The sequence below is a fragment of the Achromobacter xylosoxidans genome, assembly GCF_002192695.1.
In the GTDB taxonomy this organism is placed as follows: domain Bacteria; phylum Pseudomonadota; class Gammaproteobacteria; order Burkholderiales; family Burkholderiaceae_B; genus Achromobacter; species Achromobacter xylosoxidans_C.
In genome coordinates this window covers 235,367-260,747 of record NZ_MTLG01000125.1, presented here as the reverse complement: position 1 = coordinate 260,747, position 25,381 = coordinate 235,367, and the positions used below count along the sequence as shown (strand labels likewise).

Sequence of the window (25,381 nt, the reverse complement as noted above, 5' to 3'; positions counted from 1 at the left end):
CGTTGATAGGGATGTCCTGATCATGAACAAGAAAGCTATTAGCAGGATTGCCACCGTCGCCGCCGCGGGCGCGCTCATGGCAGGCTGCGCCGCGCCGCAGAACCCGGATCCGCGCGACCCCTGGGAAGGCTTCAACCGAGGCGTCTACAAGTTCAACGACACCGTCGACCGCGCTGTCTTCAAGCCGGTGGCGCAGGCCTACACCTTCGTCACGCCGCAGCCGGTGCGCAGCTGCGTGCACAATATCTTCAGCAACGTCGGCGACCTCTGGTCCGGCGCCAACAGCTTCCTGCAGGGCCGCGGCCACGACTTCGTCAACACGCTGGGCCGCTTCCTGTTCAACACCACCATGGGCGTGGGCGGCTGCTTCGACGTCGCCTCGGCCAACGGCGCCCGCCGCATCCCGAACGACTTCGGCACCACGCTGGGCGTGTGGGGCTTCAGCCAGGGTCCGTACCTGGTGCTGCCGTTCTTCGGCTCGTCGTCCGTGCGCGACGGCGCAGGCCTGATCGGCGACTACGCCGGCACCACCTACGGCTACATGGGCGTCGATTCCATCGACAACGTCCGCCTGCGCAATTCGCTGTGGGGCCTGCGCGTGGTCGATACCCGCGCCAGCCTGCTGAGCGCCACCGACACCATCGACCGCGTTGCGCTCGACCCCTACAGCTTCGTGCGCGACGCCTATCTGCAGCGCCGCGCCGCCATGGTGCTGGGCCAGAAGGTGGACGACGAGTCCTCGCTGCCCAACTACGAAGACGACGAGGACGACGCTGCCCCCGCCGCGCAGCCGGCGGCACAGCCCGCTGCGCAACCCGCCGCGCAACCTGCAGCCAAGTAAGCCGTAGCGTTGCGCCATCAGTACAAGTAAGGAGTTTTGATGCGAGTACCCTTTGTTTCCCTGCTGCAGCGTCTGGCTTTCACGGGCCTGCTGGCCCTGGGCCTGACCGCTGGCGCGCAGGCCAAACCCGACCCCAACGGCTCTCCCGACCAGTTCGTGCTCGCCGCGGCCAATGAGGCCCTGGACGTGCTGAAGGCCGACGGCGCCGTCAAGGCCGGCAACCCCGCCCGCATCAATCAGGTCGTCAACGAACACATCCTGCCCTACGTCAACTTCCAGAAAACCACGCGGCTGGCCGCCGGCCGCTACTGGCGCCAGGCCAGCGATGTGCAGAAAAAGGAGCTGGCCGACGCCTTCCGCGGCACCCTGGTGCGCACCTACAGCGGCGCGCTGACCCGCGTCACGTCCAGCACCACGGTCCGCGCGCTGCCGTTCCGCGGCGATCCCAAGGCCGACGACGTGGTCGTGCGTACCCTGATCTCCCAGGGCAACGACCAGCCGGTGGGCGTCGACTACCGCCTGGAAAAGACCGCCCAGGGCTGGAAGATCTACGACATGAACGTCGAAGGCATCTGGCTCATCGAGAACTACCGCAACCAGTTCGCGCAGCAGATCAACCGCGACGGCATCGACGGCCTGATCAAGGCGTTGAACCAGCGCAACCAATGATCGGCCTTGCGGCTGTCGCGGCCCGGCGCGCCCTAGTGGCCCGCCGGGCCGATTTTTAGGGACAGACCAACCGGATACCCGGGGGAATGCCAGGGCTACCGGCCGGAACAGCAGCGACGCGCTTATATAATGATCAATTCGCTCTTTTCGGGCCATCCCCCGCCGTCATGTCCGCCGTCAGTCTAGAAAACGTCTCCAAGGTCTACTCCCCGCGCCAGCGCGGCTGGCAGAAGCTGCTCGGGCGCACGCCCGCCGCCGGCTTCCAGGCGCTGGACAATGTCAGCCTGAACATCGAGCACGGCGAGTTCTTCGGCCTGCTCGGCCCCAATGGCGCCGGCAAGACCACGCTGATCTCGATCCTGGCTGGCCTGGCGCACGCCAGTTCGGGCCGCGCCACGGTCTGTGGATACGACGTCGTGGCCGACTACAAGTCGGCGCGGCGGGCTTTGGGCGTGGTGCCGCAAGAACTGGTCTATGACCCGTTCTTCACGGTGCGCGAGACCCTGCGCATCCAGTCCGGCTATTTCGGCCTGCGCAAGAACGACGACTGGATCGACGAAATCCTGTTCAACCTGGGGCTGGCCGACAAGGCCAACTCCAATATGCGGGCGCTGTCCGGCGGCATGAAGCGCCGCGTGCTGGTGGCCCAGGCGCTGGTGCATCGCCCGCCCGTGATCGTGCTGGACGAACCCACCGCCGGCGTGGACGTGGACCTGCGGCGCACGCTGTGGGAATTCATTTCGCGCCTGAACAAGGCCGGCCACACCATCATGCTGACCACCCACTACCTGGAAGAAGCGGAAGCCCTGTGCGGCCGCATCGCCATGCTCAAGCGCGGCCGCATCGTGGCGCTGGACACCACCCAGGCCCTGATGGCCCGCGTCGGCGGGGTCGACCTGGAAGACGCCTTCGTGCGCATCATGCACGAAGGCGACGAGCAACCCGCGCCCGCCCTGCAACCCGAAGAGATCTCGTCATGACCCAGCCCGCCGCGACCGCCAGCCAACCGCTGGTGCAGCCCCGCCTGGACGCGGGCTCCGGCTTCCCGACCTTGCTGCGCAAGGAATTGCTGCGCTTCTGGAAGGTCAGCTTCCAGACCATCGCCGCCCCGGTCATCACCGCGCTGCTGTACCTGCTGGTCTTCGCCCACGTGCTCGAAGGGCGCGTCATGGTGTACGGCAGCGTGCCCTACACGGCGTTCCTGATTCCCGGGCTCATGATGATGAGCATGCTGCAGAACGCCTTCGCCAATCCCTCGTCCTCGCTCATCCAGAGCCGCATCACGGGCAACCTGGTCTTCATGCTGCTGCCGCCGCTGTCGCACCGCGACATCTTCGCCGCCTACGTGCTGGCGGCGATCGTGCGCGGCCTGGCGGTCGGGCTGTGCGTGTGGGTGGTGGCGCTGTTCTTCGTGTCGCTGATCCCGGCGCACCCGCTGTGGCTGGCCATCTTTGCCGTGCTGGCCTGCGGCATCATGGGCGTGCTGGGCCTGATCGCGGGCCTCTGGTCCGAAAAATTCGACCAGCTCGCGGCCTTCCAGAACTTCCTCATCATGCCGGCGACTTTCTTGTCCGGCGTGTTCTATTCCATCCACACGCTCCCCGCCTTCTGGCAGGGCGTGTCCCACTGGAACCCCATCTTCTACACCATCGACGGCTTCCGCTACGGATTCTTCTCGGTGTCGGACGTCTCCCCCTGGCGCAGCCTGGCGGTGGTGACGGGGGTGTTCCTCGCGCTATCGCTCTATGCGCTGCGGCTACTGGCCAGCGGCTACAAACTCAGGAACTGACGTCCATGCTTCCCACTCCCGCGCAAGTCCGCCAATACATCGCGGACGGCCTGCCCTGTGAACATCTCGACGTGCAAGGCGACGGCTCGCATTTCGACGCGGTCATCGTCAGCACCGCCTTCGAAGGCAAGCGCCTGATCCAGCGCCATCAGCTGGTGTACGCCGCGCTCGGCGACCGCATGAAAGCCGAGATCCATGCGCTGTCCATGCGCACCCTGACTCCCGCCGAATACCAGCAAGCAGGCAAGTAATGGACAAGCTACGCATCACCGGAGGTTCGCGCCTGCAAGGCGAAATCTCCATCTCCGGCGCCAAGAACTCGGCCCTGCCCATCCTGTGCGCCGGCCTGCTGACCGCCGACGCGCTGACCCTCAGCAACGTGCCGCACCTGAACGACACGGCCACCATGCTGCGCCTGCTGGGCCGCATGGGCATGCGCGCCGAGCGCGACGCGGACGGCACGGTCACGCTGCAGGCCAACCAGGTCGACAAGCTGGAAGCGCCCTACGAACTGGTCAAGACCATGCGGGCCTCCATCCTGGTGCTGGGCCCGCTGCTGGCGCGCTTCGGCGAAGCCCGCGTCAGCCTGCCTGGCGGCTGCAGCATCGGCCAGCGTCCGGTGGACCAGCACATCAAGGGCCTGGCCGCCCTGGGCGCCGAAATCAGCATCGAACACGGCTTCGTGGTGGCGCGCGCCAAGCGCCTAAAGGGCGCCTCCGTGCGCACCGACATGGTCACCGTCACCGGCACCGAGAACCTGCTGATGGCCGCGGTGCTGGCCGAAGGCCGGACCGTGCTGGAAAACGCCGCCTGCGAACCGGAAGTGGTGGACCTGGCCGAACTGCTCATCAAGATGGGCGCGCGCATCCAGGGCCACGGCACCAGCCGCATCGTGATCGACGGCGTGGACCGGCTGCACGGCGCCGAACACCGCGTCATCTCCGACCGCATCGAAGCCGGCACCTTCCTGTGCGCCGTCGGCGCTGCGGGCGGCGACATCGTCCTGCGCAATACCGACGCCGACATCCTGGGCGCCACCCTGGGCAAGCTCACCGAGGCCGGCCTCACCATCGAGACCGGCCCCGACTGGATCCGCTGCGCCATGTCCTCGCGCCCCCGCGCCGTGGGCTTTCGCACGCTGGAGTACCCCGGCTTCGCCACCGACATGCAGGCCCAGGTCATGGCGCTGAACGCCGTGGCCGACGGCACCTCGGTCGTCGTCGAGACCATCTTCGAAAACCGCTACATGCACGTGCAGGAACTGCGCCGCATGGGCGCGGACATCGACATCGACGGCCACACCGCCATCGTGCGCGGCGTGCCGAAGCTGTCGGGCGCCACCGTCATGGCCACCGACCTGCGCGCCTCGGCCAGCCTGGTCATCGCCGGCCTCGCGGCCGAAGGCGAAACCCTGGTCGACCGCATCTACCACCTGGATCGCGGCTACGACCAGATGGAAGTGAAACTGCGCGCCCTGGGCGCGAACATCCAACGCGTCACCAAGGAACAGGCATGAACGATGCCACCGTCGTCCCCCCCCTGACCCTGGCCCTGTCCAAAGGGCGCATCTTCGAAGAGACCATGCCGCTGCTGGCCGAAGCCGGCATCGAAGTCCCCGAGAATCCCGAAAGCTCGCGCAAGCTGATCCTGCCCACCAGCGATCCCGGCCTGCGCCTGATCATCGTGCGCGCCTCGGACGTCCCGACCTATGTGCAGTACGGCGCGGCCGATCTCGGCATCGCGGGCAAGGACGTGCTCATCGAGCACGCCAAGGAACAGCCTGGCGGCCTGTACCAGCCGATCGACCTGAACATCGCCAAGTGCCGCCTGGCCGTGGCCGTGCGCAAGGGCTTCGACTACGAAGGCGCCGTCCACCAGGGCGCGCGTTTGCGCGTGGCCACCAAGTACGTGCAGTCAGCCCGTGAACACTTCGCGGCCAAGGGTGTGTACGTGGACATCATCAAGCTGTATGGTTCGATGGAACTGGCGCCGCTGGTGGGCCTGGCCGACTGCATCGTGGACCTGGTGTCCACCGGCGGCACCCTGCGCGCCAACGACCTGGTCGCGGTGGAAGACATCATGCCGATTTCCTCGCGCCTGATCGTCAACCAGGCCGCGCTGAAGACCCGCGGCGCCCGCCTGCAACCGCTGCTGGACGCCTTCGAGAGAGCCGCCTCCCGCAACGCCTGACCCTCGCCCGCCGCGACGCCGCGGCGGCCGTTACCTGCTTGCTGCATGACGCCATGGCCCTGATCAATCGTCTCGACTCCCGCGATCCCGGATTCAAATCCGCCCTGTCCACGCTGCTGGCCTTCGAGGCCGCCGAGGACGAATCCATCGACCGCGCCGCGGCCGGCATCCTGGCCGACGTGCGCGCCCGCGGCGACGCCGCGCTGGTGGAATACACGCAGCGCTTTGACCGCATGCCCGGCGCATCGGCACAGACGCTGGAGATCCCCAAGGCGGACTGGCAGGCGGCCCTGGCCGCGCTGCCCGCCGCCCAGCGCAATGCGCTGGAAGCCGCCGCCGACCGCGTGCGCAGCTACCACGAACGCCAGCGCGCCGAGACCTGGACCTATACGGACGCCGACGGCACCATGCTGGGCCAGCAGGTGACCCCACTGGACCGCGTGGGCCTGTACGTGCCGGGCGGCAAGGCCGCCTATCCGTCCTCGGTGCTGATGAACGCCATCCCGGCCAAGGTCGCGGGCGTGCAGGAACTGGTCATGGTCACGCCCACGCCCGACGGCGTGCGCAACCCCATCGTGTTGGCCGCCGCGGCGATTGCCGGCGTCGACCGCGTCTTCGCCATCGGCGGCGCGCAGGCCGTGGGCGCGCTGGCCTACGGCACCGCCACCGTGCCGGCCGTGGACAAGATCGTCGGCCCGGGCAACGCCTACGTCGCCGCCGCCAAGCGCCGCGTGTTCGGCGTGGTCGGCATCGACATGATCGCCGGCCCCAGCGAAATCCTGGTCATCTGCGACGGCAAGACGCCGGCCGACTGGATCGCCATGGACCTGTTCTCGCAGGCCGAGCACGACGAACTCGCGCAATCCATCCTGCTGTGCCCCGACGCCGCCTTCATCGAAGAAGTGCAGGCCTCGATCGAACGCCTGCTGCCCACCATGCCGCGCGCCGACATCCTGCGCGTCAGCCTGGCCAACCGCGGCGCGCTGATCCTGGTCCGGGACCTCGAAGAAGCCTGCCGGATCGCCAACGACATCGCGCCCGAGCACCTCGAGATCTCCACCGAGCACCCCGAGAAATGGACCGCGCAGATCCGCCACGCCGGCGCCATCTTCATGGGCCGCTTCAGCTCCGAATCGCTGGGCGACTACTGCGCCGGCCCCAACCACGTGCTGCCGACCTCGCGCACGGCCCGTTTTTCCTCGCCGCTGGGCGTCTATGACTTCCAGAAGCGTTCCAGCCTGATCCAGGTTTCGCACCAGGGCGCCCAGAAGCTGGGCCGCATCGCCGCCGAACTGGCGCTGGGCGAGGGCCTGCAGGCGCATGCCGCCAGCGCCCAATACCGGATCGACCAGCCATGAGCCTGCCGGACCGCATCGCCAGCACGGTCCGCACGGACATCCGCGAACTGGCCGCCTACCCGGTGGCCAACGCCGAGGGCTGCATCAAGCTCGACGCCATGGAGTGCCCCTACGAACTGCCCGAGGCGGTTCGCGACGACATCGCCCGCGCCGTGCGCGACACGCCGCTGAACCGCTATCCCGCGGCCGACCTGTCGGCGCTGCAAGCGGCCGTGAAAACGGCCTTCGGCGTGCCCGACGCGGCGGACCTGCTGTTCGGCAACGGTTCGGACGAACTCATCCACATCGTGGTGCAGGCCTGCTGCAATCCGGGCGACGCGGTGCTGTCGCCCTGGCCGTCGTTCGTCTATTTCGACATGGCCGCGCGCTTCGACCACGCCCGCTTCGTCGGCGTGCCGCTGACGGCCGACCTGACCCTGGATTTGCCGGCCATGCTGGCCGCCATCCAGGAACACCAGCCCAAGGTGGTGTTCCTGGCCGTGCCCAACAATCCCACCGGCGGCCTCTGGTCCGATGAGGACGTAGCGGCCATCATCGCCGCCGCCCCTGGCCTGGTGGTGCTGGACGAGGCCTACCAGCCCTTCGCCGACCGCACCTGGATGCCGCAAGTGCTGGACGCACCCAACGTGGTCGTCATGCGCACGGTTTCCAAGATCGGCCTGGCCGGCCTGCGCTTCGGCTATCTGGGCGGCCACCCCGCCTGGATCGCGGAACTGAACAAGGTCCGCCCGCCCTACAACCTGGACGTGCTGACCCAGGCCACGCTGTCGGCCGTGCTGCGCCACAAGCCGGTGCTGGACGAACAGGCCGCCCGCCTGCGCGCGGACCGCGAGCCGCTGGCGGCCGCGCTGGCCCAGTTGCCCGGGGTGCGGGTATTCCCTTCCGCCGGAAACTTCGTTCTTGCCCGCTTTTCCGGCAAGCTGGACGGCAACGCCGTGCATCTTGCCCTGAAAACGCGCAAAATATTGATTCGCAACTTCTCCAACGCCCATCCGCTACTGGCCAACTGCCTGCGCATCTCGGTGGGCGCCCCGGCTGAAAACGCCGCCTTGCTATCCGCCCTGCAAGAGATTTTGAGTGCTTAACATGCGTACCGCTGAGATCACCCGCAACACCAACGAAACCCGCATCCGCGTGGCCGTCAATATCGACGGCACCGGCAAGCAGACGATCGACACCGGCGTGCCGTTCCTGGACCATATGCTGGACCAGATCGCGCGCCACGGCCTGATCGACCTCGACATCAAGGCGGAAGGCGACCTGCACATCGACGCGCACCACACGGTGGAAGACGTAGGCATCACGCTGGGCATGGCCATCGCCAAGGCGGTCGGCACCAAGGCCGGCCTGCGCCGCTACGGCCACGCCTACGTGCCGCTGGACGAAGCGCTGTCGCGCGTGGTAGTGGACTTCTCCGGCCGCCCGGGCCTGGAATACCACATCCCCTTCACCCGCGCCCGCATTGGCGACTTCGACGTGGACCTGACCCGTGAATTCTTCCAGGGCCTGGTCAACCACGCCCTGATCACGCTGCACATCGACAACCTGCGCGGCGTCAATGCCCACCACCAGGCGGAAACGGTCTTCAAGGCCTGTGGCCGCGCCCTGCGCATGGCCATGGAAGTCGATCCGCGCATGGGCGACGTCGTGCCCTCCACCAAGGGCGTGCTGTAACCTCCGCCATCCACCCCGCAGCAGGCAGAAAGAAGTGACCACTATCGCCATCGTCGACTACGGAATGGGCAATTTCCATTCCGTCGCCCGCGCCCTCAAATACGCCGCCCCCGATGCCGACATCCGCATCTGCAGCCAGCCCCAGGAGATCGCCGCGGCCGACCGCGTCGTGTTTCCCGGCCAGGGCGCCATGGCGGACTGCATGCGCACCCTGAACGAATCCGGCCTGCGCGAGGCCGTCGTGCGCGCCGCGCGCGAGAAGCCCCTGCTGGGCGTCTGCGTGGGCGAACAGATGCTGTTCGATTCCAGCGAGGAAGGCGGCACTTCCTGCCTGGGCCTGTTCCGCGGCGTGGTGCGCCGCTTCTCGGGCCCGGGTTTCGCGGAACCGGTCAGCGGCGACGAAGAAGCCTGCCTGGCCGATACCGGCGCCGCCGGCATGGCCGACACCCGCCCCGAACGCCTCAAGGTCCCGCACATGGGATGGAACAAAGTGCGCCAGACGCGCTCTCATCCTATCTGGGCCGGCATTCCGGACGAAACGCACTTCTATTTCGTCCATAGCTACTACGCCGACCCGGAAGATCCGGACCTGACTGTTGGTGAAACCGAGTATGGCCTCGCCTTTACCTGCGCGGTGGCGGCGGCTAACATTTTCGCGGTGCAGTTTCACCCCGAAAAGAGCGCCGAGCACGGTTTGCGCCTGTATCGCAATTTTGTAGACTGGCAGCCGTAGGCCCCGAGGCCCACGCCCGCCAGCCCTTTCAACCCATATATTTTTTCGCTGCCCACCATGCTGCTGATCCCCGCCATCGATCTCAAAGACGGGCGCTGCGTGCGCCTGCGCCAGGGTGACCTGGACGATGCAACGGTGTTCTCTGAAGACCCCGCCGCCATGGCCACACGTTGGCTCGACCAAGGCGCGCGCCGCCTGCATCTGGTCGACCTGAACGGCGCCTCTGCCGGCAAACCCAAGAACGAAGCCCCCATCAAGGCGATCCTGGACGCTGTCGGCGACGACATCCCCGTGCAGATCGGCGGCGGCATCCGCGACCTCGACACCATCGAACGCTACCTCGACGCCGGCATCTCCTACGTGATCATCGGCACCGCGGCGGTCAAGAACCCCGGCTTCCTGCAGGACGCCTGCGGCGCCTTCCCCGGCCAGATCATCGTCGGCCTGGACGCCCGCGACGGCAAGATCGCCACCGACGGCTGGAGCAAGCTGACCCGCCACGACGTGCTCGACCTGGCCAAGAAGTTCGAGGACTACGGCTGCGAAGCCATCATCTACACCGACATCGGCCGCGACGGCATGCTGTCCGGCGTCAACGTCGAAGCCACGGTCCGCCTGGCCCAGCACGTGCGCATCCCGGTCTACGCGTCGGGCGGCATCGCCGGCATCCAGGACATCGAAGCCCTCTGCGCCGTCGAGGAAGAAGGCGTCGAAGGCGCCATCCTGGGCCGCAGCATCTACGAAGGCACGCTCGACTTCCAAGCGGCGCAGGCACGCGCCGACGAACTGGCAAAATGACCACCTTCAGCAGCACCCCAGCGGCCGGCGCGCCCGCACAGAGCGCGCTGACCCGCCGCATCATCCCCTGCCTGGACGTCACCGCGGGCCGCGTCGTCAAGGGCGTGAACTTCGTCAACCTGCTCGACGCGGGCGACCCCGTGGAAATCGCCCGCCGCTACAACGAGCAGGGCGCCGACGAACTCACCTTCCTCGACATCACCGCCACCAGCGACGGCCGCGACCTGATCCTGCCCATCATCGAGCAGGTGGCCTCGCAGGTCTTCATTCCGCTGACGGTGGGCGGCGGCGTGCGCCAGGTGTCCGACATCCAGCGCCTGCTGAATGCCGGCGCCGACAAGATCAGCATCAACAGCGCCGCCGTGGCCAATCCGGAACTGGTCCGAGCCGCCTCGGACTACCACGGCTCGCAATGCGTGGTGGTGGCGATCGACGCGCGCCGCGTGTCGGCCGCCGGCGAACCCGCCCGCTGGGAGGTCTTCACGCACGGCGGCCGCAAGGCCACCGGGCTGGACGCCGTGGCCTGGGCGCGCCGCATGGCCGCCTACGGCGCCGGCGAAATCCTGCTGACCAGCATGGACCGTGACGGCACCAAGTCCGGTTTCGACCTGGAACTCACGCGCGCCGTCTCGGACGCCGTGCCGGTGCCCGTCATCGCCTCCGGCGGCGTGGGCAACCTGCAGCATCTGGCCGATGGCGTCACCACCGGCCGCGCCAGCGCGGTCCTGGCCGCCAGCATCTTCCACTTCGGCCAACACACCGTGGGCGAGTGCAAGCGCTTCATGGCCGATCAGGGCATCCCAGTCCGGATGTAGTCCCTGCCCCCGGGCGCCTGCGGCGCTTCGGGGAACCCCGGTCAGGCGTGCAACAAGGTATTGCCGTAAGATGATGAGTCCCCACGCGCCAGTGGCGGCCTGCAAGGCGCCGCGCGAGGACAACGGATGAATGAGATGAGCAACGAACCCGCCTGGATGGCCGACGTCGTCTTCGACGAAAACGGCCTGATACCCGCCATCGCGCAGGACGCCGAAAACGGCCAGATCCTGATGGTGGCCTGGATGAACCGCGAATCGCTCGCCGAAACGGCCGCCACCGGGCGCGCCGTCTACTGGTCGCGTTCCCGCCAACGCCTGTGGCGCAAGGGCGAAGAGTCCGGCCATGCCCAGGAAGTCCATGAACTGCGCCTGGACTGCGACGGCGACGTGATCCTGCTCAAGATCCACCAGCAAGGCGGCATCGCCTGCCATACCGGGCGCGCCAGCTGCTTCTACCGCCGCCTGGAAGGCCAGACCGACCAGGCTTCCTGGACCACGGTGGACCCCGTGCTGAAAGACCCCGAACTGATCTACAAATGACCGCTCAAGCCGCAAGCGCCGCCGACATCCTGGCGCGCATCGCCGATACCCTGGAAACCCGCCGCCCCGAAAACGGCGGCGATCCCCAAGCCTCCTATTCCGCCAAGCTGCTGGCCAAGGGCCCGGACGCCTTTCTCAAGAAGATCGGCGAGGAAGCCACCGAACTGGTCATGGCCGCCAAGGACGGCGTGCCCGACCGCATCGTCAGCGAAACCGCCGATCTGTGGTTCCATTGCCTGGTGGCCCTGACGCATTTCAAGCTGCGGCCCGAAGACGTACTGGCTGAACTGGCCCGCCGCGAGGGCCTGTCCGGCCTGGCGGAAAAGGCGAGCCGCCCGCAAGACTGAACCCGGAACCCGGAAAAATGAGCCACAACTGTATCTTCTGCAAGATCGCCGCTGGCGAGATCCCGTCCAAGAAAGTCCACGAGGACGAGGACTTTGTTGCGTTCCACGACATTAATCCGGCCGCACCGGTACATTTATTGCTGATCCCTCGACGTCATGTCACATCCATGCAGGATATTAAGGGGGAGGACGCAGAATGGTTGGGTAGAATGATGACGTTAGCGCCGCGGTTAGCCGCTGAAAACGGTTGCCGTCCGGGCCCTGATGGCGGATTTCGCATCATGATCAATTCTGGCGTCGAAGGCGGCCAGGAAGTCCCGCATCTGCATTTCCACATCATCGGCGGCTCGCGACCCTGGAAAGGGCGCGTGGCCCCCAACGCGTAATTCGGAGAAACATCATGGGTAGTTTCAGCATCTGGCATTGGTTGGTTGTCCTGGTCATCGTGGCGCTGATTTTCGGCACCAAGAAGCTGCGCAACATCGGCTCGGACCTGGGCGGCGCGGTCAAGGGCTTCAAGGAAGGCATGAAGGACGCCAACGGCGGCGACAAGCCGGCCGAACCGATCGCGCAGCAGCGCGTGTCCGGCGAAACCATCGACGTGCAGGCCAAGGAAAAATCCAACTCCTGAGCGCCTGTTCGGCTCCCGGGCCGTCCTGAACAGGCCGGCCCTTATTGCATCCACTCCCGAGCGGCCGTCGAATGTTTGATGTCAGCTTCACTGAACTGATGGTGATCGGCGTCATCGCCCTGATCGTCATCGGCCCCGAACGCCTGCCCAAGGTTGCCCGCACCGTCGGCCACCTGCTTGGGCGCGCGCAGCGTTACGTCAACGACGTGAAATCCGATATCCAGCGCGAAATCGAGCTCGACGAACTGCGCAAGTTCAAGAGCGAAATGGAAGATGCCGCCCAGGGCGTGCAGAAGTCGCTGAACGAAACCCAGGCTTCGCTGCAGGAGCCCGTCCAGCAGTTCCGCGCGGAACTCGACGAAGTCGCGCGCGAAGCCAGCCTCAAGACCGAGCCGGCCGCCGCCGGCGACGCGCCGGCCGAGCCCGAGCGCAGCATCGCGCCACCGCCCGGCCAGAACCATAGCCTGGATCTGGACCTGCCGCCGATGGCCGTGCCCGCTCCCGCCGCAACCCAACAACCGGCGCCCAGCGCGCCCAAGGCCGACGACGCCGCGCCCGCCGCCAAGCCCGTCGCGCCCTCCGGAACACCGACGTGACCCAGGACGCCACCCAAGAAGAGGGCCAGCAGGAGACTTTCATCTCCCACCTGGTCGAATTGCGCACCCGCCTGCTGCGCGCCGTTGGCGCCGTGGTCGTCGTGTTCATCGTGCTGTTCATTTACCCGGGCGCGTCGGCCATCTATGACGTACTGGCCCAGCCCATGCTGGCTTCGCTGCCGGAGGGCACGCGCATGATCGCCACCGGCGTCATCACGCCGTTCATGGTGCCGGTCAAGGTCACGATGATGGCCGCGTTCATCGTGGCGCTGCCCGTGGTGCTGTACCAGGCCTGGGCCTTCGTGGCGCCCGGCCTGTACCGGCACGAGAAGCGCCTGGCGCTGCCGCTCATCGTTTCCAGCACCTTTCTGTTCATCGCGGGCATGGCGTTCTGCTATTTCGTGGTGTTCCGCACGGTGTTCCACTTCATTGCCACCTTCGCGCCGCAGTCCATCACCCCCGCGCCTGACATCGAGGCCTACCTGAGCTTCGTCATGACGATGTTCATGGCCTTCGGCATCACCTTCGAAGTACCCGTGGCCGTGGTGCTGCTGGTGAAGATGGGCGTGGTCGAGCTGTCCAAGCTGAAGGCCGCCCGCGGCTACGTGGTGGTGGGCGCCTTCATCATCGCCGCCGTGGTCACGCCGCCCGACGTGGTCAGCCAGTTCATGCTGGCGGTGCCTTTGTGCCTGCTCTATGAGGTCGGGCTGATCTGCGCCCGGCTGGTCACGCCCAAACCAGAAGCAGAGAGCGAGGCCGGTTCGGACTCGCTGACAGAGCGCCACTGATCCCCCCGGACGGTCCTGCCCACAAAGCAGGACCGTTTCACCTTGTGGGCGGCCCGCGGCAACTCTACATTGCCCCTATGTCACTCGCCCAAAGACTGCACACCCTGATGCGATGGCGCGGCATCAAGAGCCAGAACCAGCTGGCACGCATTTCCGGCGTGCCACAGTCCTGCATCCATCGGATCCTCATGCGCGAAGACTGCTATTCGCCGTCTCGCGCCACCTTGCTGCGGCTGGCGCGCGCGCTAAACACCAGCGTGCCGTGGCTGACCGACGGCGTGGGGCCGGGCGGGGATGCATCGCACAACGGCGCGTCCCCGCCGGACGACGGCCCAGACGGCTATTGCACGGAAATATGGGCGCTGCTGCGTACCCAATCCGAAAGCACCAAGAAAGCCATCGTGTCGGCGGTGCGCCTGATGGCCAAAGACCCCGCCGCGACCTGACTCCCGCCCGCGGCCAGCGCCACGCTCTAGCGCGGCTTGCCCGGGCGCGTACCCACCACCACGGCCAGCTCGGCCGGCTTGCCGCTGCGCAATATGCCCAGCTTGGCGCTCTGGCCCGGCGGCAGTTGCGCGATCTCCGACAACAGGCTGGCGGTATCCATCATGCGTTTGCCGTTGACCGACTGCACAATGTCCCCCACCCGCAAGCCGCCGCGCGCCGCCGGCCCGTCGCGCATCACGCCGGCGATGATCACGCCCGTGGTGTCGCGATCCAGCCCGAATGCGCGTGCCAGCTCCGGCGTCACGTCCTGCGGCTCCACGCCCAGCCAACCGCGCTTGACCCCGCCGGTCTTGACGATCTCGTCCATGACCTTGCGCGCGATCTCGATGGGCGTGGCGAAACCTATGCCCATGGACCCGCCCGATTCGGAGTAGATCGCGGTGTTGATGCCCACCAGATTGCCTGCGGCGTCGACCAGCGCGCCGCCCGAATTGCCGGGATTGATCGCCGCGTCGGTCTGGATGAAGTTCTCGTAGGTGTTCAGGCCCAGTCCGTTGCGGCCCAGCGCCGACACGATGCCCAGCGTGGTGGTCTGCCCCACGCCGAACGGATTGCCGATAGCCAGCACCACGTCGCCCACGCGCAGGCCCCGGTCGGGGGCCAGCGTGGCCGCGGGCAAGGCGCGCAGGGTAGCCAGCTTCAGCACGGCCAGGTCGGTGTCCGGATCCGCGCCCACCACCTTTGCCGCGTCGCGGCGGCCATCCGCCAGCGCGACCTCGATCGCGTCCGCGGCCTGCACCACGTGGTAGTTGGTCAACACGTAGCCGTCCTGGTTCACGATCACGCCGGAGCCCAGGCTGGTCGTGGCCTGGCGCCGCGTCACCCCGGGCACCTGGCCGAAGAACTGGCGCAGCACCGGATCGTCGGGCAGCGGAATCAGCGGCACGTTCACGTGCTTGGTGGTGTATACGTTGACCACCGAGGGCGCCGCGCGGGCCACGCCGTCGGCATAGGACGCCGTGGCCTGGGCGCGCGCAGCCGGCGGCCTGGCGGCCGCCGCGGCGGACTGAGGCCCCGCCGCCGGCCCGGCCAGCCGCAGCAGGTCGGGCCGCAAGGTCGTCACCACGAATAGAATACCCAGGCAGACCGTGACGGCCTGAGCAAAGATCAGCCAATATCGGCGCATGATTCTGATAGGACTAGCTATGAGTAAAGTGGACTCCCACGTCCTGGCCAACTGGCTGGACGACACCCTGCAAGCGGCGCGCTTCAAGGACTATTGCCCCAACGGGCTGCAGGTGGAAGGCCGATCCGAAATCGCACACATTATCGCCGGAGTCACGGCCAGCGAAGCCCTGCTGCGCGTGGCGGTCGAACGCGGCGCCGACGCAGTGCTGGTGCACCACGGCTGGCTCTGGCGCAACGAAGACCGCCGCGTCATCGGCACGCGGCGTGCGCGCATGGCACTGGCCCTGAAAAACGACCTGAACCTGTACGCCTACCACCTGCCGCTGGACGCGCACCCCACGCTGGGCAATAACGCGCAGCTGGCGCGCGTGCTGGGCCTGACGCCCGCGCTGCGCGACGATGGCGCGCCGCAAACCTGTGGCCCCGATAGCCTGGTCTGGCTGGGCGCCGCGCAAGGCGTGGCAACGCTGGGCCAACTAGGCGCGCGCGTGGCCGAGCGCCTGGGCCGCCAGCCCTTGGTGGTGGGCGACCCGGACATGCCGCTGGCCCGCGTGGCCTGGTGCACGGGCGGCGCGCAAGGCATGCTGGGCGACGCCGCCGACGCGGGCGCCAGCGCCTACATCACGGGCGAAGTCTCTGAATCCACGGTGCACCTGGCGCGCGAGACCGGCGTGGGCTTCATCGCGGCCGGCCACCACGCCACCGAACGCTATGGCGCGCAGGCCCTGGGCCAGGCGGTCGCGGAACGCTTCGGCATCAAGGTCGAATTCGTCGACATCGACAACCCGGCATAAACGGCTCCGCCCCTGCGCCACACCGCCCCCGCAAGGGGGCGTTTTCATTGCGCGGCGCCAACGGCGGCCCCGCGCAGCCCGCGCCGAATCGGCATGACTTGGCTAGGGGAAAACCAGAGGGCGGGATCAAGGCGGCGCCTGTGCGTCGCATCTGGTCAATCGCGGTTCTCTCCCTGTCAATTCCGGGCGCAGTCCACAGCCCTAGCATTCCATGCAGCCGCCCGCTGCCGGTCCTTTCCGGCCGGGCCTCCTACACACGGAGCCATTGAATGCTGACCCTCTACGACCATCCGCGCTCCGGCAACTGCTACAAGGTTCGCCTCTTTCTTGCGCTCATCGGCCGCGACTACCAAAGCAGGTTCGTCGACGTGCTGGCCCGCAAGAACCAAACTGCGGAGTTCGAGCGCGTCAGCGCCTTCCAGCAGATTCCCGCGCTGACCGACGGCGGCACCGCCATCTGGGACAGCCACGCCATCCTGCTGCATCTGGCGCATCACTACGCCCCCGAATGGCTGGCGCCGCCGCCTCGCATCGGCGCCATGCACGCCTGGATATCGGTGTCCGCCAACGAGATCGCCAACAGCCTGCAGCCGCTGCGCCTGACGCGCGTGGTCAGCAACGCCGAGGCCGCGCACCACCTGGGCGTGAGCGAGGCCTTGCTCGACGCGCCCGGCATGCAGGCCCGCACCGACCGCATGCTGCAGCGCCTGGAAAAACGCCTTGCGGACCACGCCTGGCTGGCCGGCGGCGATGCGCCGACCGTCGCCGACATTGCCTGCTACGGCTATCTGGCGCTGGCCGAGGAAGCCGCCATCGACATCGCCGCCTATCCCGCCATCGCGGCGTGGCGCCAACGCATACAGCAGTTGCCGGGGTATGTGCCGCCAGGCCCTTGAGCCCCGCGCACAACGACAAAAACCACTATTACAAGACAAGAGGGAACGACATGGACGCCATCCAGGCCGCGCAGCCTATTGCCCAATCACACAAGAAACCGAACCTGTTCCGCGTCGCCGTCGCGACGGTCATCGGCACCGCAGTGGAAGCCTTCGACTTCCTTGCCTACGGCACCGCCGCGGCGCTGGTGTTCAACAAGATCTTCTTCCCGCAGTTCGATCCCGTGACCGGCACGCTGGCGGCCTTCGGCGCGTTCGCCAGCGGCATGCTGGCGCGGCCCATCGGCGGCATTCTCTTCGGCCACTTCGGCGACCGCATCGGCCGCAAGTCCATGCTGACGCTCAGCCTGCTGCTGATGGGCATATGCACCGTGCTCATCGGGCTGCTGCCGACCTATGAACAGATCGGCATCTCGGCAGCCGTGCTGCTGGTGGCGCTGCGCATCGGCCAGGGCCTGTCGTTCGGCGGCGAGATGGGCGGCGCCATGCTGATGGCGGTCGAACACGCGCCGCCGAAATGGAAGGCCTTCTTCGGCAGTTTGCCGCTGGTGGGCGCGCCCCTGGGCATCCTGCTGTCGGTGGGCTCCTTCGCTCTGGTGACGCGGCTGCCGGAAGAGGACTTCCTGTCCTGGGGCTGGCGCCTGCCGTTCCTGGCAAGCGCCGTGCTCATCGTGGTCGGCCTGTTCATCCGCCACGGCATCGACGAGTCACCGGAGTTCGAAGCGGTCAAGCGCGAGAAGGCGCGAGCCAGGCAGCCCCTGCAAGACAAGATGCCCCTGGGCGAGCTGCTGCGCAAGCATGGCAAATCGCTGCTGCTGTGCATAGGCTGCAAGATCGCCGAGGTCACTTTGATCTACACCTTCCTGGTGTTCTCGGTGTCCTATGCCGTGTCCAAGCTGGGTTTCAGCCGCGCCGACGCGCTGCATGCCTTGCTCTACGGCGCCGGCGTGCTGATGTTCACCATCCCGCTGTTCGGCGTGCTGGCCGACCGCATCGGCGCGCGCCGCGTCTGTGGCTGGGGCGGCATGTTCCTGGCGCTCATGGCCATTCCGATCTTCATGGCGGTGGGCAGCGGTTCGCTGATGGCATACAGCCTGGCCGTCTTCGTCGCCATGGCCTTCAACTACGCCATCATGATCGCGCCCCAATCCAGCCTCTACAGCGCGCAGTTCCCGGCGGAGCTGCGCTACTCCGGGCTGTCGATCGGCGTCCAGTTCTCCGCGGCGATAGGCGGCGGGCTCGCGCCGCTGATCTCGGCCACGCTGGTGCAGAAGTTCGACAGCATTCTTCCCGTCGGCGTCTATCTGGCCTTCCTCGGCATCGTCGCGGGCACGTCGGCGTTTCTCATGAAGCCCACGCCGCAGGATCTGCGCCGCGGCTGACACGCAGAAGCAGCAAGAGCAGGCGGCGCGGAACTACGCGCCGCCGCTGCCGCTTCTGGCCGTCTTGCGGTACAGCGCGGGAGACATGCCGAAGCGTTCATGGAAGCGGCGGATGAAATGGCTGGCGTGCTGAAAGCCACAAGACGCAGCGATCTCCTTGACCTCTACGTGCGCGCGCCGCGGGTCCTCCAGCGCCTCCCTGGCCAGTTGCAGGCGGCGCTCGCGCACATAGCTGGTGTATTGCAGCGAGCGCATCTTGAACAGCCGGTGCACCCAGCGCGTAGTGACGCGCAGCACGTCCGCCACCGCCTGCACCGACAGTTCCGGATCGGTAATGTGGGCATCGATGTAGCTCGCCAGCACCTGCCAGTTGTCGGCGGGCGCGCGCGCGTCGCCCGGTATCTTCTCCAGCGCCTGGCTGGTGTAGATCGAGGCCAGCAGCGCCAGCAGCGCCTGCTCGGCAAAAAGCGAGGACGTGGGATTCGATTCCGACTTGTCGAAGAACACATGGTGCAGGCAGCGATGGGCGGTCTGCACCATGGGCAGGGCGGCCACGCCGCGCTGCGCGGTGAACTGCGACATCGCCAGGCTGTGCGCGCCCAGCAGGCGCGACAACGGCCCCTTGACCACCACGATGCGCGAATCGGTATACATGCGGATCTCGGACGGCAGCGCGGTCGTGCGGAAGATGATGTCGCCCGGCTCCAGCGGCAGCGTGGCCTCGTTCTGCACGATGACGCCGTGCCCCGCGATCACGAAGCTCGCCAGGAACTCCGCATGCTCCAGATCGGCCGCATGCTCCGCGCGGTGGTGCACGCTGATCGGCGTGGACTCCAGGCTCACCACCAGCCCGCCCGCGCGCAGCCTACAGGCCTGCAGCTGCAGCCTGGGCTGCTCCGTCAGGGCCCGGAATTCGCCCGGCAGCACCAGCTTGTCCAGCTCGCGCTCGTAGCCGGCGATCTCCTGCGCATAGAAGGGGCGGAACTGAGGCGCAAAGTTCAGATCCGCCTCGGAACAGGCGGGCCGGGCGGATGGATTCACTGTCTGGCTGGCGCGTGGCATGCTCGGAACACTCTGTCGGGCCGGCCAACACTGGCCGAAAAGCGCCCGTCTTCCTGTCGCATTGAGTCAACCCTCGTTCGTGATCGGTCAATCGCGGGCGACGGAGGCGGGCGTGTAATTGAGCCATTATCCCAAGGAGACCCCATGCTGGAAAAACAAGCCCATGCCGACGCCTTCTTTGCGCGCTCCGCGAACAAGCTCGACTTCGGGAACTGGAGCGTAGAGGAAAAGGTGGCGCTGAGCTGCCGCATTCTCGCCAGCGAAGGCCATTCGGAGACATTGGCGGGCCAGATCACGGTGCGCCAGGCCGATGGCACATTCCTGACGACACCCTTGGCCCAGGCATTCGACGAGATCGTTCCGGCCTCGGTCATCCGCATCAACGAAGACATGGAGGTGCTCGACGGCCCGGGCACGCCCAACCCGGCCGTGCGCTTCCATTTCTGGGTCTATCGCCAACGCCCCGACGTGCAGTGCATCATCCACACGCACCCGCCCCATGTTTCGACGCTGTCCATGACGGGGCAGCCGCTAGTCGTCGCGCACATGGACGCGACGCCGTTCCACAACGACTGCGCCCATCTGAAGGAATGGCCCGGCCTGCCCATCGCCGACCAGGAAGGCGAGATCATCTCGGCGGCGCTGGGCGGCAAGCGCAGCATCCTGCTGGCCAACCACGGTTTTCTGGCGGCGGGCTCGTGCATCGAGGAAGCGCTGTACCTGTCGGTGCTGATCGAACGCGCCGCCCGCAATCAGCTGCAGGCGGCGGCCGCCTATGGCGAAGTGAAACCGGTGAATGATGCGCTGGCCGCCGAGTCGCATGACTTCCTGTTGAAGCCCAGCATCGTGCGTGCAAGCTTCGCCATGTTTGCGCGCCGCGTGCAGCGGCAAATGGCCGCGGAATAGAACCAGGGGGAGAACAAGCAGCGGATCGTTCAGCGCAGCCGGCGTGCGCCGGCGGGAACGTCCGCCTGCCGCGGCCCGGATCCGCGCTTGCGCGGATCCCGGACCTGCGGCAGCGTCGGATCAGGGCTTCTTGAGCAGATCGCGGATTTCGCGCAGCAGCGCCACGTCTTCCGGCGTCGCGGCGGGTGCCGGCGCTTCCTCGGCCTTGGTGCGGGCCTTGTAGATGGCCTTGACCATCCAGAAGATCACAAACGCCAGCAACACGAAGTTGATGATGATGGTGACGAAGTTGCCCCACGCAAATACGTTGGCGCCCGCCTTGGTCAGTTCCGCGAAAGTCATCGGTCCGTTGTAGCCGGCCGGCATCGACAGGACCAGGAACTTGTTCGAAAAATCGACCGAACCGCCGAGTATGAAGTTGACCAGCGGCATGACGATGTCCCTGACCAGCGAATCGACGATCTTGCCGAACGCCGCGCCGATGATGACACCGACCGCCAGGTCCACTGCGTTGCCTTTGACAGCGAAATCTCGGAATTCTTTGACGAAACCAGTCGCTTTGCTCATAAAAGCACTCCCTTCGTGATACGCCCGTGAGTGGGCTGGCGCTATAATACGCGGTTGCTATGTTGTTACAAATTCCCGCGAACCCGATGCCGCAGAAGTGATGCTACTCGTAGAGCGGGCGCATCAACAAGGATAGGAAGATGAGTCAGGATACGCTGGTGCACGATGATGACGGTGCGGTTGATCCCAACCTGCCACCCGATCCTTCGCGACGTTTCTGGGTTACCACCGCCTGTGCTGTGGGTGGCGTAGCAGGTGTCGCAACGGCAGTGCCGCTTGTGAGCACGTTTTCTCCCTCCGAAAAAGCCCGCGCTGCCGGGGCTCCCGTTGAAGTGGACGTCGGCGACATTCCCGTCGGCACCATGAAGACGGTTGAATGGCGCGGAAAGCCGGTCTGGATCATCCACCGGTCTCCTGAACAGCTTGCCGGTCTCAAGACCCAGGACGCCTTGCTGGCCGATCCTGATTCCAAGCGTCCCGGCTTCACTCCCAAATACGCCGAAAACGAAGGCCGTTCACGCAAGCCCGAACTCTTCGTCTGCGTCGGCATCTGTACCCACCTTGGCTGCTCGCCCACCTCGCACTTCGAGACGGGCGGCGGTGGCGGCCTGGGCGCCGACTGGCAGGGCGGTTTCCTCTGTCCTTGCCACGGCTCCACCTTCGATCTGGCCGGCCGTGTCTACAAGAACAAGCCCGCTCCCGACAACCTCGAAGTCCCGCCGTACCAATATCTCAGCGACACCCGCATCATCGTGGGCGTCGATGAAGACAACAAGGCCTGACGCGCGCGTCGTGCTTTTTTCCCGAACTACGTAAGTAAATCCGCATTACGCCACGTGAGAGAAGGAGCCGTTACATGGCTGGCGAGAAAACCGTCGAGACGACAGGCCTGTTGGGCTGGCTGGACCGGCGCTTCCCGGTGACCTCCACCTGGAAAGCCCATCTGTCCGAGTACTACGCACCGAAGAACTTCAACTTCTGGTACTTCTTTGGCTCACTGGCCCTGTTGGTGCTGGTGCTCCAGATCGTGACCGGCATCTTCCTGGTCATGCACTACAAGCCGGACGCCGAACGCGCGTTCCAGTCCGTCGAATACATCATGCGCGAAGTCCCGTGGGGCTGGCTGGTGCGCTACATGCACTCCACCGGCGCGTCGATGTTCTTCGTCGTCGTGTACCTGCACATGCTGCGCGGGCTGCTTTACGGTTCCTACCGCAAGCCGCGCGAGCTGGTGTGGATCTTCGGCGTCGCGATCTTCCTCTGTCTGATGGCGGAAGCCTTCTTCGGCTACCTGCTGCCCTGGGGCCAGATGTCCTACTGGGGCGCGCAGGTGATCGTGAACCTGTTCGCGGCCATTCCCTTCATCGGTCCTGAGCTGTCCATCTGGATCCGCGGCGACTACGTCGTGTCGGACGCCACGCTGAACCGCTTCTTCGCCTTCCACGTCATCGCCATCCCGCTGGTGCTGGTGGGCCTGGTCGCGGCCCACCTGGTGGCGCTGCACGAAGTCGGCTCGAACAACCCGGACGGCATCGAGATCAAGCAAGGCCCGAAGGACAAGTACGGCCGCCCGAAGGACGGTATCCCGTTCCACCCGTTCTACTCCGTGCATGACCTGATGGGCGTGGCCGGCTTCCTGCTGGTGTTCGCGTTCATCGTGTTCTTCGCACCGGAAATGGGCGGGTACTTCCTCGAGTTCAACAACTTCATCCCTGCTGACTCGCTGAAAACACCTCCGCACATCGCGCCGGTCTGGTACTTCACGCCGTTCTACTCGATGCTGCGCGCCACCACCGACGAGTTCACCTGGGTGCTGGCGGGCGCTTCCGTGCTGGGCGCCATCGCGCTGCTGGTCAAGAGCAACCTGAAGGGCTTCATGCGCATCGCCGTCCCCGGCATCCTGATCGTCGTGGCCGTGCTGCTGCGCGTGATCGACGCCAAGTTCTGGGGCGTGGTCGCCATGGGCGGCACGGTCGTCATCCTGTTCTTCCTGCCGTGGCTGGACCATTCGCCGGTCAAGTCGATCCGCTACCGCCCCACCTGGCACAAGTGGATCTACGGCATCTTCATGGTCAACTTCCTGGTGCTCGGCTACATCGGTACGCAGCCGCCCAGTCCGCCGTTGAACATCACGTCGCAAATCGGCACGCTGCTGTACCTGGCATTCTTCTTCCTGATGCCGGTATGGAGCCGCCTGGGCACCTTCAAGAAAGTGCCCGAGCGCGTCACGTTCCACGCCCACTGAGCCCACCAGATAACGGATTAACCATGATCAAGAAGCTGATTGGTGCCGTGGCCTTGATGCTCACGTGTACCGTTACCCTTGCCGCCGGAGGCGGCTACCCCCTGGACAAGGCCCCGTACCGCGTCAACGACATGTCGTCGCTGCAGAACGGAGCCAAGCTGTTCGTCAACTACTGCCTGAACTGCCATAGCGCGTCCTCGATGCGCTACAACAAGCTCAAGGACATCGGGCTGACCGACCAGCAAATCAAGGAAAGCCTGTTGTTCACCGGCGAAAAGGTCGGCGACATGATGAACGTCGCCATGACCCCGAAGGACGCCAAGCAGTGGTTCGGCACGACGCCCCCGGACTTGTCCGTGATCGCGCGCGCCAAATCCGTGAACGCCGGCCCCTCGGGCGCCGACTACATCTACACCTACCTGCGCACCTTCTACCGCGACACGTCGCGCGCCACGGGCTGGAACAACCTGGTCTTCCCGGCCGTGGGCATGCCCCACGCCCTCTGGGAAGTGCAGGGTCCGCGCGAACTCACGACCGTCGCCATGCACGAGGTCGAAGGCAAGGCGGACGCCCCCAAAACCTGGGAACGCGTCACCACGGTGTACGATGCACAGGGTTTTGCCACGGTCAAGGCCGAACCGGTAGCCAACTACCACGGCCATGCCACCTTCGATGCCAAATTCAAGGCCGCCAACCCGGCCCAAGTCGCAACATACGACAACGACGTCGCCGACCTGACCGCGTTCATGTCCTGGATGGCCGAACCCGTCCAGACATTCCGCGTCCGTCTCGGCGTCGGTGTCATGTTGTTCCTGCTGCTGTTCTTCCTGGTTACCTGGCGCCTCAATGCCTCGTACTGGAAACACGTGCGCTAACCGCAACGCCCCGCCAGGTTTATCCGTCACTTATTACAAATAGGGACGGAATCGGCGGATAGGGCTGTACGCCTATCCCGCCTGGCAATTGGGGCCAGCGCCTGCTAGATTAAGGCGCTGGCCTTTCGTTTTTCAATAAAGGACTTACCGCCATGATGGTGCTCTATTCCGGAACCACGTGTCCGTTTTCGCAACGCTGCCGCTTCGTGTTGTTCGAAAAAGGCATGGATTTCGAGATCCGCGACATCGACCTGTACAACAAGCCCGAAGACATCTCGGTGATGAACCCGTACGGTCAAGTGCCCATTCTGGTCGAACGCGACCTGGTTCTGTACGAGTCGAACATCATCAACGAGTACATCGACGAGCGCTTCCCGCATCCCCAGCTGATGCCCGCCGACCCGGTCATGCGCGCCCGCACCCGCCTGTTCCTCTACAACTTCGAGAAGGAACTGTTCGTCCACGTCTCGACGCTGGAAGACCGCAGCGCCAAGCCCGACGAGAAGAAGCTGGCCAACGCCCGCCAGAACATCCGCGACCGCCTGGCCCAGCTGGCCCCCATGCTGCTGAAGAACAAGTACATGCTGGGCGAGGAATTCTCCATGCTCGACGTGGCCGTGGCTCCGCTGCTGTGGCGCCTGGACCACTACGGCATCGAACTGCCCAAGAACGCGGCTCCGCTGCAAAAGTACGCCGAACGCATCTTCTCGCGTCCGGCCTACATCGAAGCGCTGACGCCTTCGGAAAAAGTGATGCGTCGCTAAGGCTGTTGCGTGATGGGTGAAACTTCGACCAAACCGTACCTGATCCGCGCGCTGCACGAATGGTGCACCGATAACGGCTACACGCCCTACATCACCGTGCAGGTCGACGAGCACACCATGGTGCCCGTCGCCCATGTGCGCGACGGCCAGATCACGCTGAACGTGGGCACGCTGGCCACCAACCGGCTGACGCTGGGCAACGAATTCATCGAATTCCAGGCCCGCTTCAGCGGCGTGACCGAAAACGTCTACGTTCCGGTGGGCGCCGTCAGCGCCATCTACGCGCGCGAAACCGGCGCCGGCATGGGCTTCGAAGTGCAGCCCTACGAACCGCCGGAAGCAGGCGCCCAGGGCGCGACGGCCACCGCCGCGCCCGAAGGCTCCGACGCCGACGCCGCCCCCGGCGACGACGGCGGAGACGACGACGAACCCAAGCGTCCGCGCCTGACCATCGTCAAATAAGGCGCCCACGCAAGGTCTGCGTTT

General features: G+C 66.1%; 32 protein-coding genes. 29 read left to right on the top strand and 3 right to left on the bottom strand.

From position 1 onward, the window contains the following. The first annotated feature begins 22 nt into the window (after window positions 1-22). The 20 genes from BRO63_RS32970 to BRO63_RS32875 all read left to right on the top strand — a co-directional run bounded on the left by BRO63_RS32970 (window position 23) and on the right by BRO63_RS32875 (window position 14,215). Window positions 23-841: an MlaA family lipoprotein gene (locus BRO63_RS32970; RefSeq protein ID WP_088143718.1), complete on the top strand. Its 819-nt coding sequence runs from the start codon at window positions 23-25 to the stop codon at window positions 839-841. A 39-nt stretch (window positions 842-880) separates the two neighbouring features. After that, window positions 881-1,510, top strand: coding sequence for an MlaC/ttg2D family ABC transporter substrate-binding protein (locus BRO63_RS32965; protein WP_088143717.1), 630 nt, complete (start codon window positions 881-883; stop codon window positions 1,508-1,510). 167 nt (window positions 1,511-1,677) lie between these two features. Next, window positions 1,678-2,490 (top strand): ABC transporter ATP-binding protein, encoded by an 813-nt coding sequence (locus tag BRO63_RS32960; protein WP_088143716.1) that lies wholly within the window; start codon window positions 1,678-1,680, stop codon window positions 2,488-2,490. Continuing rightward, on the top strand, window positions 2,487-3,299 hold the full coding sequence (locus BRO63_RS32955) for an ABC transporter permease (protein ID WP_088143715.1): 813 nt from the start codon (window positions 2,487-2,489) through the stop codon (window positions 3,297-3,299). The genes BRO63_RS32960 and BRO63_RS32955 overlap by 4 nt, the downstream gene beginning before the upstream one ends. 5 nt (window positions 3,300-3,304) lie before the next feature. After that, window positions 3,305-3,550, top strand: a complete 246-nt coding sequence (locus tag BRO63_RS32950; protein WP_013390953.1) for a BolA family protein — start codon at window positions 3,305-3,307, stop codon at window positions 3,548-3,550. After that, the gene (gene murA / locus BRO63_RS32945) at window positions 3,550-4,815 is read left to right on the top strand and encodes a UDP-N-acetylglucosamine 1-carboxyvinyltransferase (RefSeq protein WP_088143714.1); all 1,266 of its coding nucleotides are present in this window, start codon (window positions 3,550-3,552) and stop codon (window positions 4,813-4,815) included. Before BRO63_RS32950 ends, murA begins: the two co-directional genes overlap by 1 nt. After that, window positions 4,812-5,489 carry an ATP phosphoribosyltransferase gene (gene hisG, locus BRO63_RS32940; protein ID WP_088143713.1) on the top strand — a complete coding sequence of 226 codons (678 nt, stop codon included), beginning with the start codon at window positions 4,812-4,814 and terminating at the stop codon, window positions 5,487-5,489. Before murA ends, hisG begins: the two co-directional genes overlap by 4 nt. 53 nt (window positions 5,490-5,542) lie before the next feature. Next, the gene (gene hisD / locus BRO63_RS32935) at window positions 5,543-6,847 is read left to right on the top strand and encodes a histidinol dehydrogenase (RefSeq protein ID WP_088143712.1); all 1,305 of its coding nucleotides are present in this window, start codon (window positions 5,543-5,545) and stop codon (window positions 6,845-6,847) included. After that, window positions 6,844-7,932, top strand: coding sequence for a histidinol-phosphate transaminase (gene hisC, locus BRO63_RS32930; RefSeq protein WP_088143711.1), 1,089 nt, complete (start codon window positions 6,844-6,846; stop codon window positions 7,930-7,932). The genes hisD and hisC overlap by 4 nt, the downstream gene beginning before the upstream one ends. A gap of 1 nt (window position 7,933) precedes the next feature. Continuing rightward, window positions 7,934-8,521 (top strand): imidazoleglycerol-phosphate dehydratase HisB, encoded by a 588-nt coding sequence (hisB, locus tag BRO63_RS32925; protein WP_013390948.1) that lies wholly within the window; start codon window positions 7,934-7,936, stop codon window positions 8,519-8,521. Between the two features lie 34 nt (window positions 8,522-8,555). Continuing rightward, on the top strand, window positions 8,556-9,254 hold the full coding sequence (gene hisH / locus BRO63_RS32920) for an imidazole glycerol phosphate synthase subunit HisH (protein ID WP_088143710.1): 699 nt from the start codon (window positions 8,556-8,558) through the stop codon (window positions 9,252-9,254). 57 nt (window positions 9,255-9,311) lie between these two features. After that, window positions 9,312-10,052, top strand: a complete 741-nt coding sequence (gene hisA, locus BRO63_RS32915; protein ID WP_088143709.1) for a 1-(5-phosphoribosyl)-5-[(5-phosphoribosylamino)methylideneamino]imidazole-4-carboxamide isomerase — start codon at window positions 9,312-9,314, stop codon at window positions 10,050-10,052. Further along, on the top strand, window positions 10,049-10,867 hold the full coding sequence (gene hisF / locus BRO63_RS32910; protein WP_088143708.1) for an imidazole glycerol phosphate synthase subunit HisF: 819 nt from the start codon (window positions 10,049-10,051) through the stop codon (window positions 10,865-10,867). Before hisA ends, hisF begins: the two co-directional genes overlap by 4 nt. Before the next feature lie 135 nt (window positions 10,868-11,002). Next, window positions 11,003-11,407, top strand: a complete 405-nt coding sequence (gene hisI / locus BRO63_RS32905; protein ID WP_088143707.1) for a phosphoribosyl-AMP cyclohydrolase — start codon at window positions 11,003-11,005, stop codon at window positions 11,405-11,407. Further along, window positions 11,404-11,754: a phosphoribosyl-ATP diphosphatase gene (locus tag BRO63_RS32900; RefSeq protein WP_088143706.1), complete on the top strand. Its 351-nt coding sequence runs from the start codon at window positions 11,404-11,406 to the stop codon at window positions 11,752-11,754. Before hisI ends, BRO63_RS32900 begins: the two co-directional genes overlap by 4 nt. Before the next feature lie 17 nt (window positions 11,755-11,771). Then, entirely contained in the window at window positions 11,772-12,140 is a 369-nt protein-coding gene (locus tag BRO63_RS32895) for a histidine triad nucleotide-binding protein (RefSeq protein ID WP_088143705.1), read from the top strand. A gap of 14 nt (window positions 12,141-12,154) precedes the next feature. Then, the gene (tatA, locus tag BRO63_RS32890; protein WP_088143704.1) at window positions 12,155-12,385 is read left to right on the top strand and encodes a Sec-independent protein translocase subunit TatA; all 231 of its coding nucleotides are present in this window, start codon (window positions 12,155-12,157) and stop codon (window positions 12,383-12,385) included. Window positions 12,386-12,456: 71 nt separating this feature from the next. Beyond that, the gene (gene tatB, locus BRO63_RS32885) at window positions 12,457-12,981 is read left to right on the top strand and encodes a Sec-independent protein translocase protein TatB (protein ID WP_088143703.1); all 525 of its coding nucleotides are present in this window, start codon (window positions 12,457-12,459) and stop codon (window positions 12,979-12,981) included. After that, complete coding sequence (gene tatC / locus BRO63_RS32880) at window positions 12,978-13,769, top strand: twin-arginine translocase subunit TatC (protein WP_088143702.1); 792 nt, start codon at window positions 12,978-12,980, stop codon at window positions 13,767-13,769. Before tatB ends, tatC begins: the two co-directional genes overlap by 4 nt. 77 nt (window positions 13,770-13,846) lie before the next feature. Beyond that, entirely contained in the window at window positions 13,847-14,215 is a 369-nt protein-coding gene (locus tag BRO63_RS32875) for a helix-turn-helix domain-containing protein (protein ID WP_088143701.1), read from the top strand. Window positions 14,216-14,241: 26 nt separating this feature from the next. Here BRO63_RS32875 and BRO63_RS32870 read toward each other — a convergent pair whose 3' ends face one another. After that, window positions 14,242-15,402, bottom strand: a complete 1,161-nt coding sequence (locus BRO63_RS32870; RefSeq protein WP_088143700.1) for a trypsin-like peptidase domain-containing protein — start codon at window positions 15,400-15,402, stop codon at window positions 14,242-14,244. A gap of 19 nt (window positions 15,403-15,421) precedes the next feature. On the opposite strand from BRO63_RS32870, the gene BRO63_RS32865 reads away from it, so the two are divergent. From BRO63_RS32865 to BRO63_RS32855, 3 genes are all read left to right on the top strand, one after another. Further along, a complete protein-coding gene (locus BRO63_RS32865) occupies window positions 15,422-16,198 on the top strand; it encodes a Nif3-like dinuclear metal center hexameric protein (RefSeq protein WP_088143699.1) in 777 nt (258 codons plus the stop codon). Window positions 16,199-16,467: 269 nt separating this feature from the next. Then, the gene (locus BRO63_RS32860) at window positions 16,468-17,094 is read left to right on the top strand and encodes a glutathione S-transferase family protein (protein WP_088143698.1); all 627 of its coding nucleotides are present in this window, start codon (window positions 16,468-16,470) and stop codon (window positions 17,092-17,094) included. A gap of 50 nt (window positions 17,095-17,144) precedes the next feature. Continuing rightward, window positions 17,145-18,476 carry an MFS transporter gene (locus BRO63_RS32855; protein WP_088143697.1) on the top strand — a complete coding sequence of 444 codons (1,332 nt, stop codon included), beginning with the start codon at window positions 17,145-17,147 and terminating at the stop codon, window positions 18,474-18,476. Window positions 18,477-18,509: 33 nt separating this feature from the next. Here BRO63_RS32855 and BRO63_RS32850 read toward each other — a convergent pair whose 3' ends face one another. Then, a complete protein-coding gene (locus BRO63_RS32850) occupies window positions 18,510-19,538 on the bottom strand; it encodes an AraC family transcriptional regulator (protein ID WP_088143696.1) in 1,029 nt (342 codons plus the stop codon). Between the two features lie 144 nt (window positions 19,539-19,682). On the opposite strand from BRO63_RS32850, the gene BRO63_RS32845 reads away from it, so the two are divergent. Further along, window positions 19,683-20,444: an aldolase gene (locus BRO63_RS32845; RefSeq protein WP_088143695.1), complete on the top strand. Its 762-nt coding sequence runs from the start codon at window positions 19,683-19,685 to the stop codon at window positions 20,442-20,444. Between the two features lie 120 nt (window positions 20,445-20,564). On the opposite strand, the gene mscL is transcribed toward BRO63_RS32845, so the two are convergent. Beyond that, window positions 20,565-21,011, bottom strand: a complete 447-nt coding sequence (mscL, locus tag BRO63_RS32840) for a large conductance mechanosensitive channel protein MscL (protein WP_088143694.1) — start codon at window positions 21,009-21,011, stop codon at window positions 20,565-20,567. A 140-nt stretch (window positions 21,012-21,151) separates the two neighbouring features. Here mscL and petA point away from each other — a divergent pair, with 140 nt between their 5' ends. The 5 genes from petA to BRO63_RS32815 all read left to right on the top strand — a co-directional run bounded on the left by petA (window position 21,152) and on the right by BRO63_RS32815 (window position 25,357). Then, a complete protein-coding gene (gene petA, locus BRO63_RS32835; RefSeq protein WP_088143693.1) occupies window positions 21,152-21,793 on the top strand; it encodes a ubiquinol-cytochrome c reductase iron-sulfur subunit in 642 nt (213 codons plus the stop codon). Between the two features lie 74 nt (window positions 21,794-21,867). Then, window positions 21,868-23,256 (top strand): cytochrome b, encoded by a 1,389-nt coding sequence (locus BRO63_RS32830; RefSeq protein ID WP_088143692.1) that lies wholly within the window; start codon window positions 21,868-21,870, stop codon window positions 23,254-23,256. A 23-nt stretch (window positions 23,257-23,279) separates the two neighbouring features. Then, on the top strand, window positions 23,280-24,131 hold the full coding sequence (locus tag BRO63_RS32825) for a cytochrome c1 (RefSeq protein WP_088143691.1): 852 nt from the start codon (window positions 23,280-23,282) through the stop codon (window positions 24,129-24,131). Window positions 24,132-24,283: 152 nt separating this feature from the next. Further along, entirely contained in the window at window positions 24,284-24,895 is a 612-nt protein-coding gene (locus BRO63_RS32820; RefSeq protein WP_006388039.1) for a glutathione S-transferase N-terminal domain-containing protein, read from the top strand. A gap of 12 nt (window positions 24,896-24,907) precedes the next feature. Beyond that, on the top strand, window positions 24,908-25,357 hold the full coding sequence (locus tag BRO63_RS32815) for a ClpXP protease specificity-enhancing factor (RefSeq protein ID WP_088143690.1): 450 nt from the start codon (window positions 24,908-24,910) through the stop codon (window positions 25,355-25,357). The last annotated feature ends 24 nt before the right edge of the window (window positions 25,358-25,381 follow it).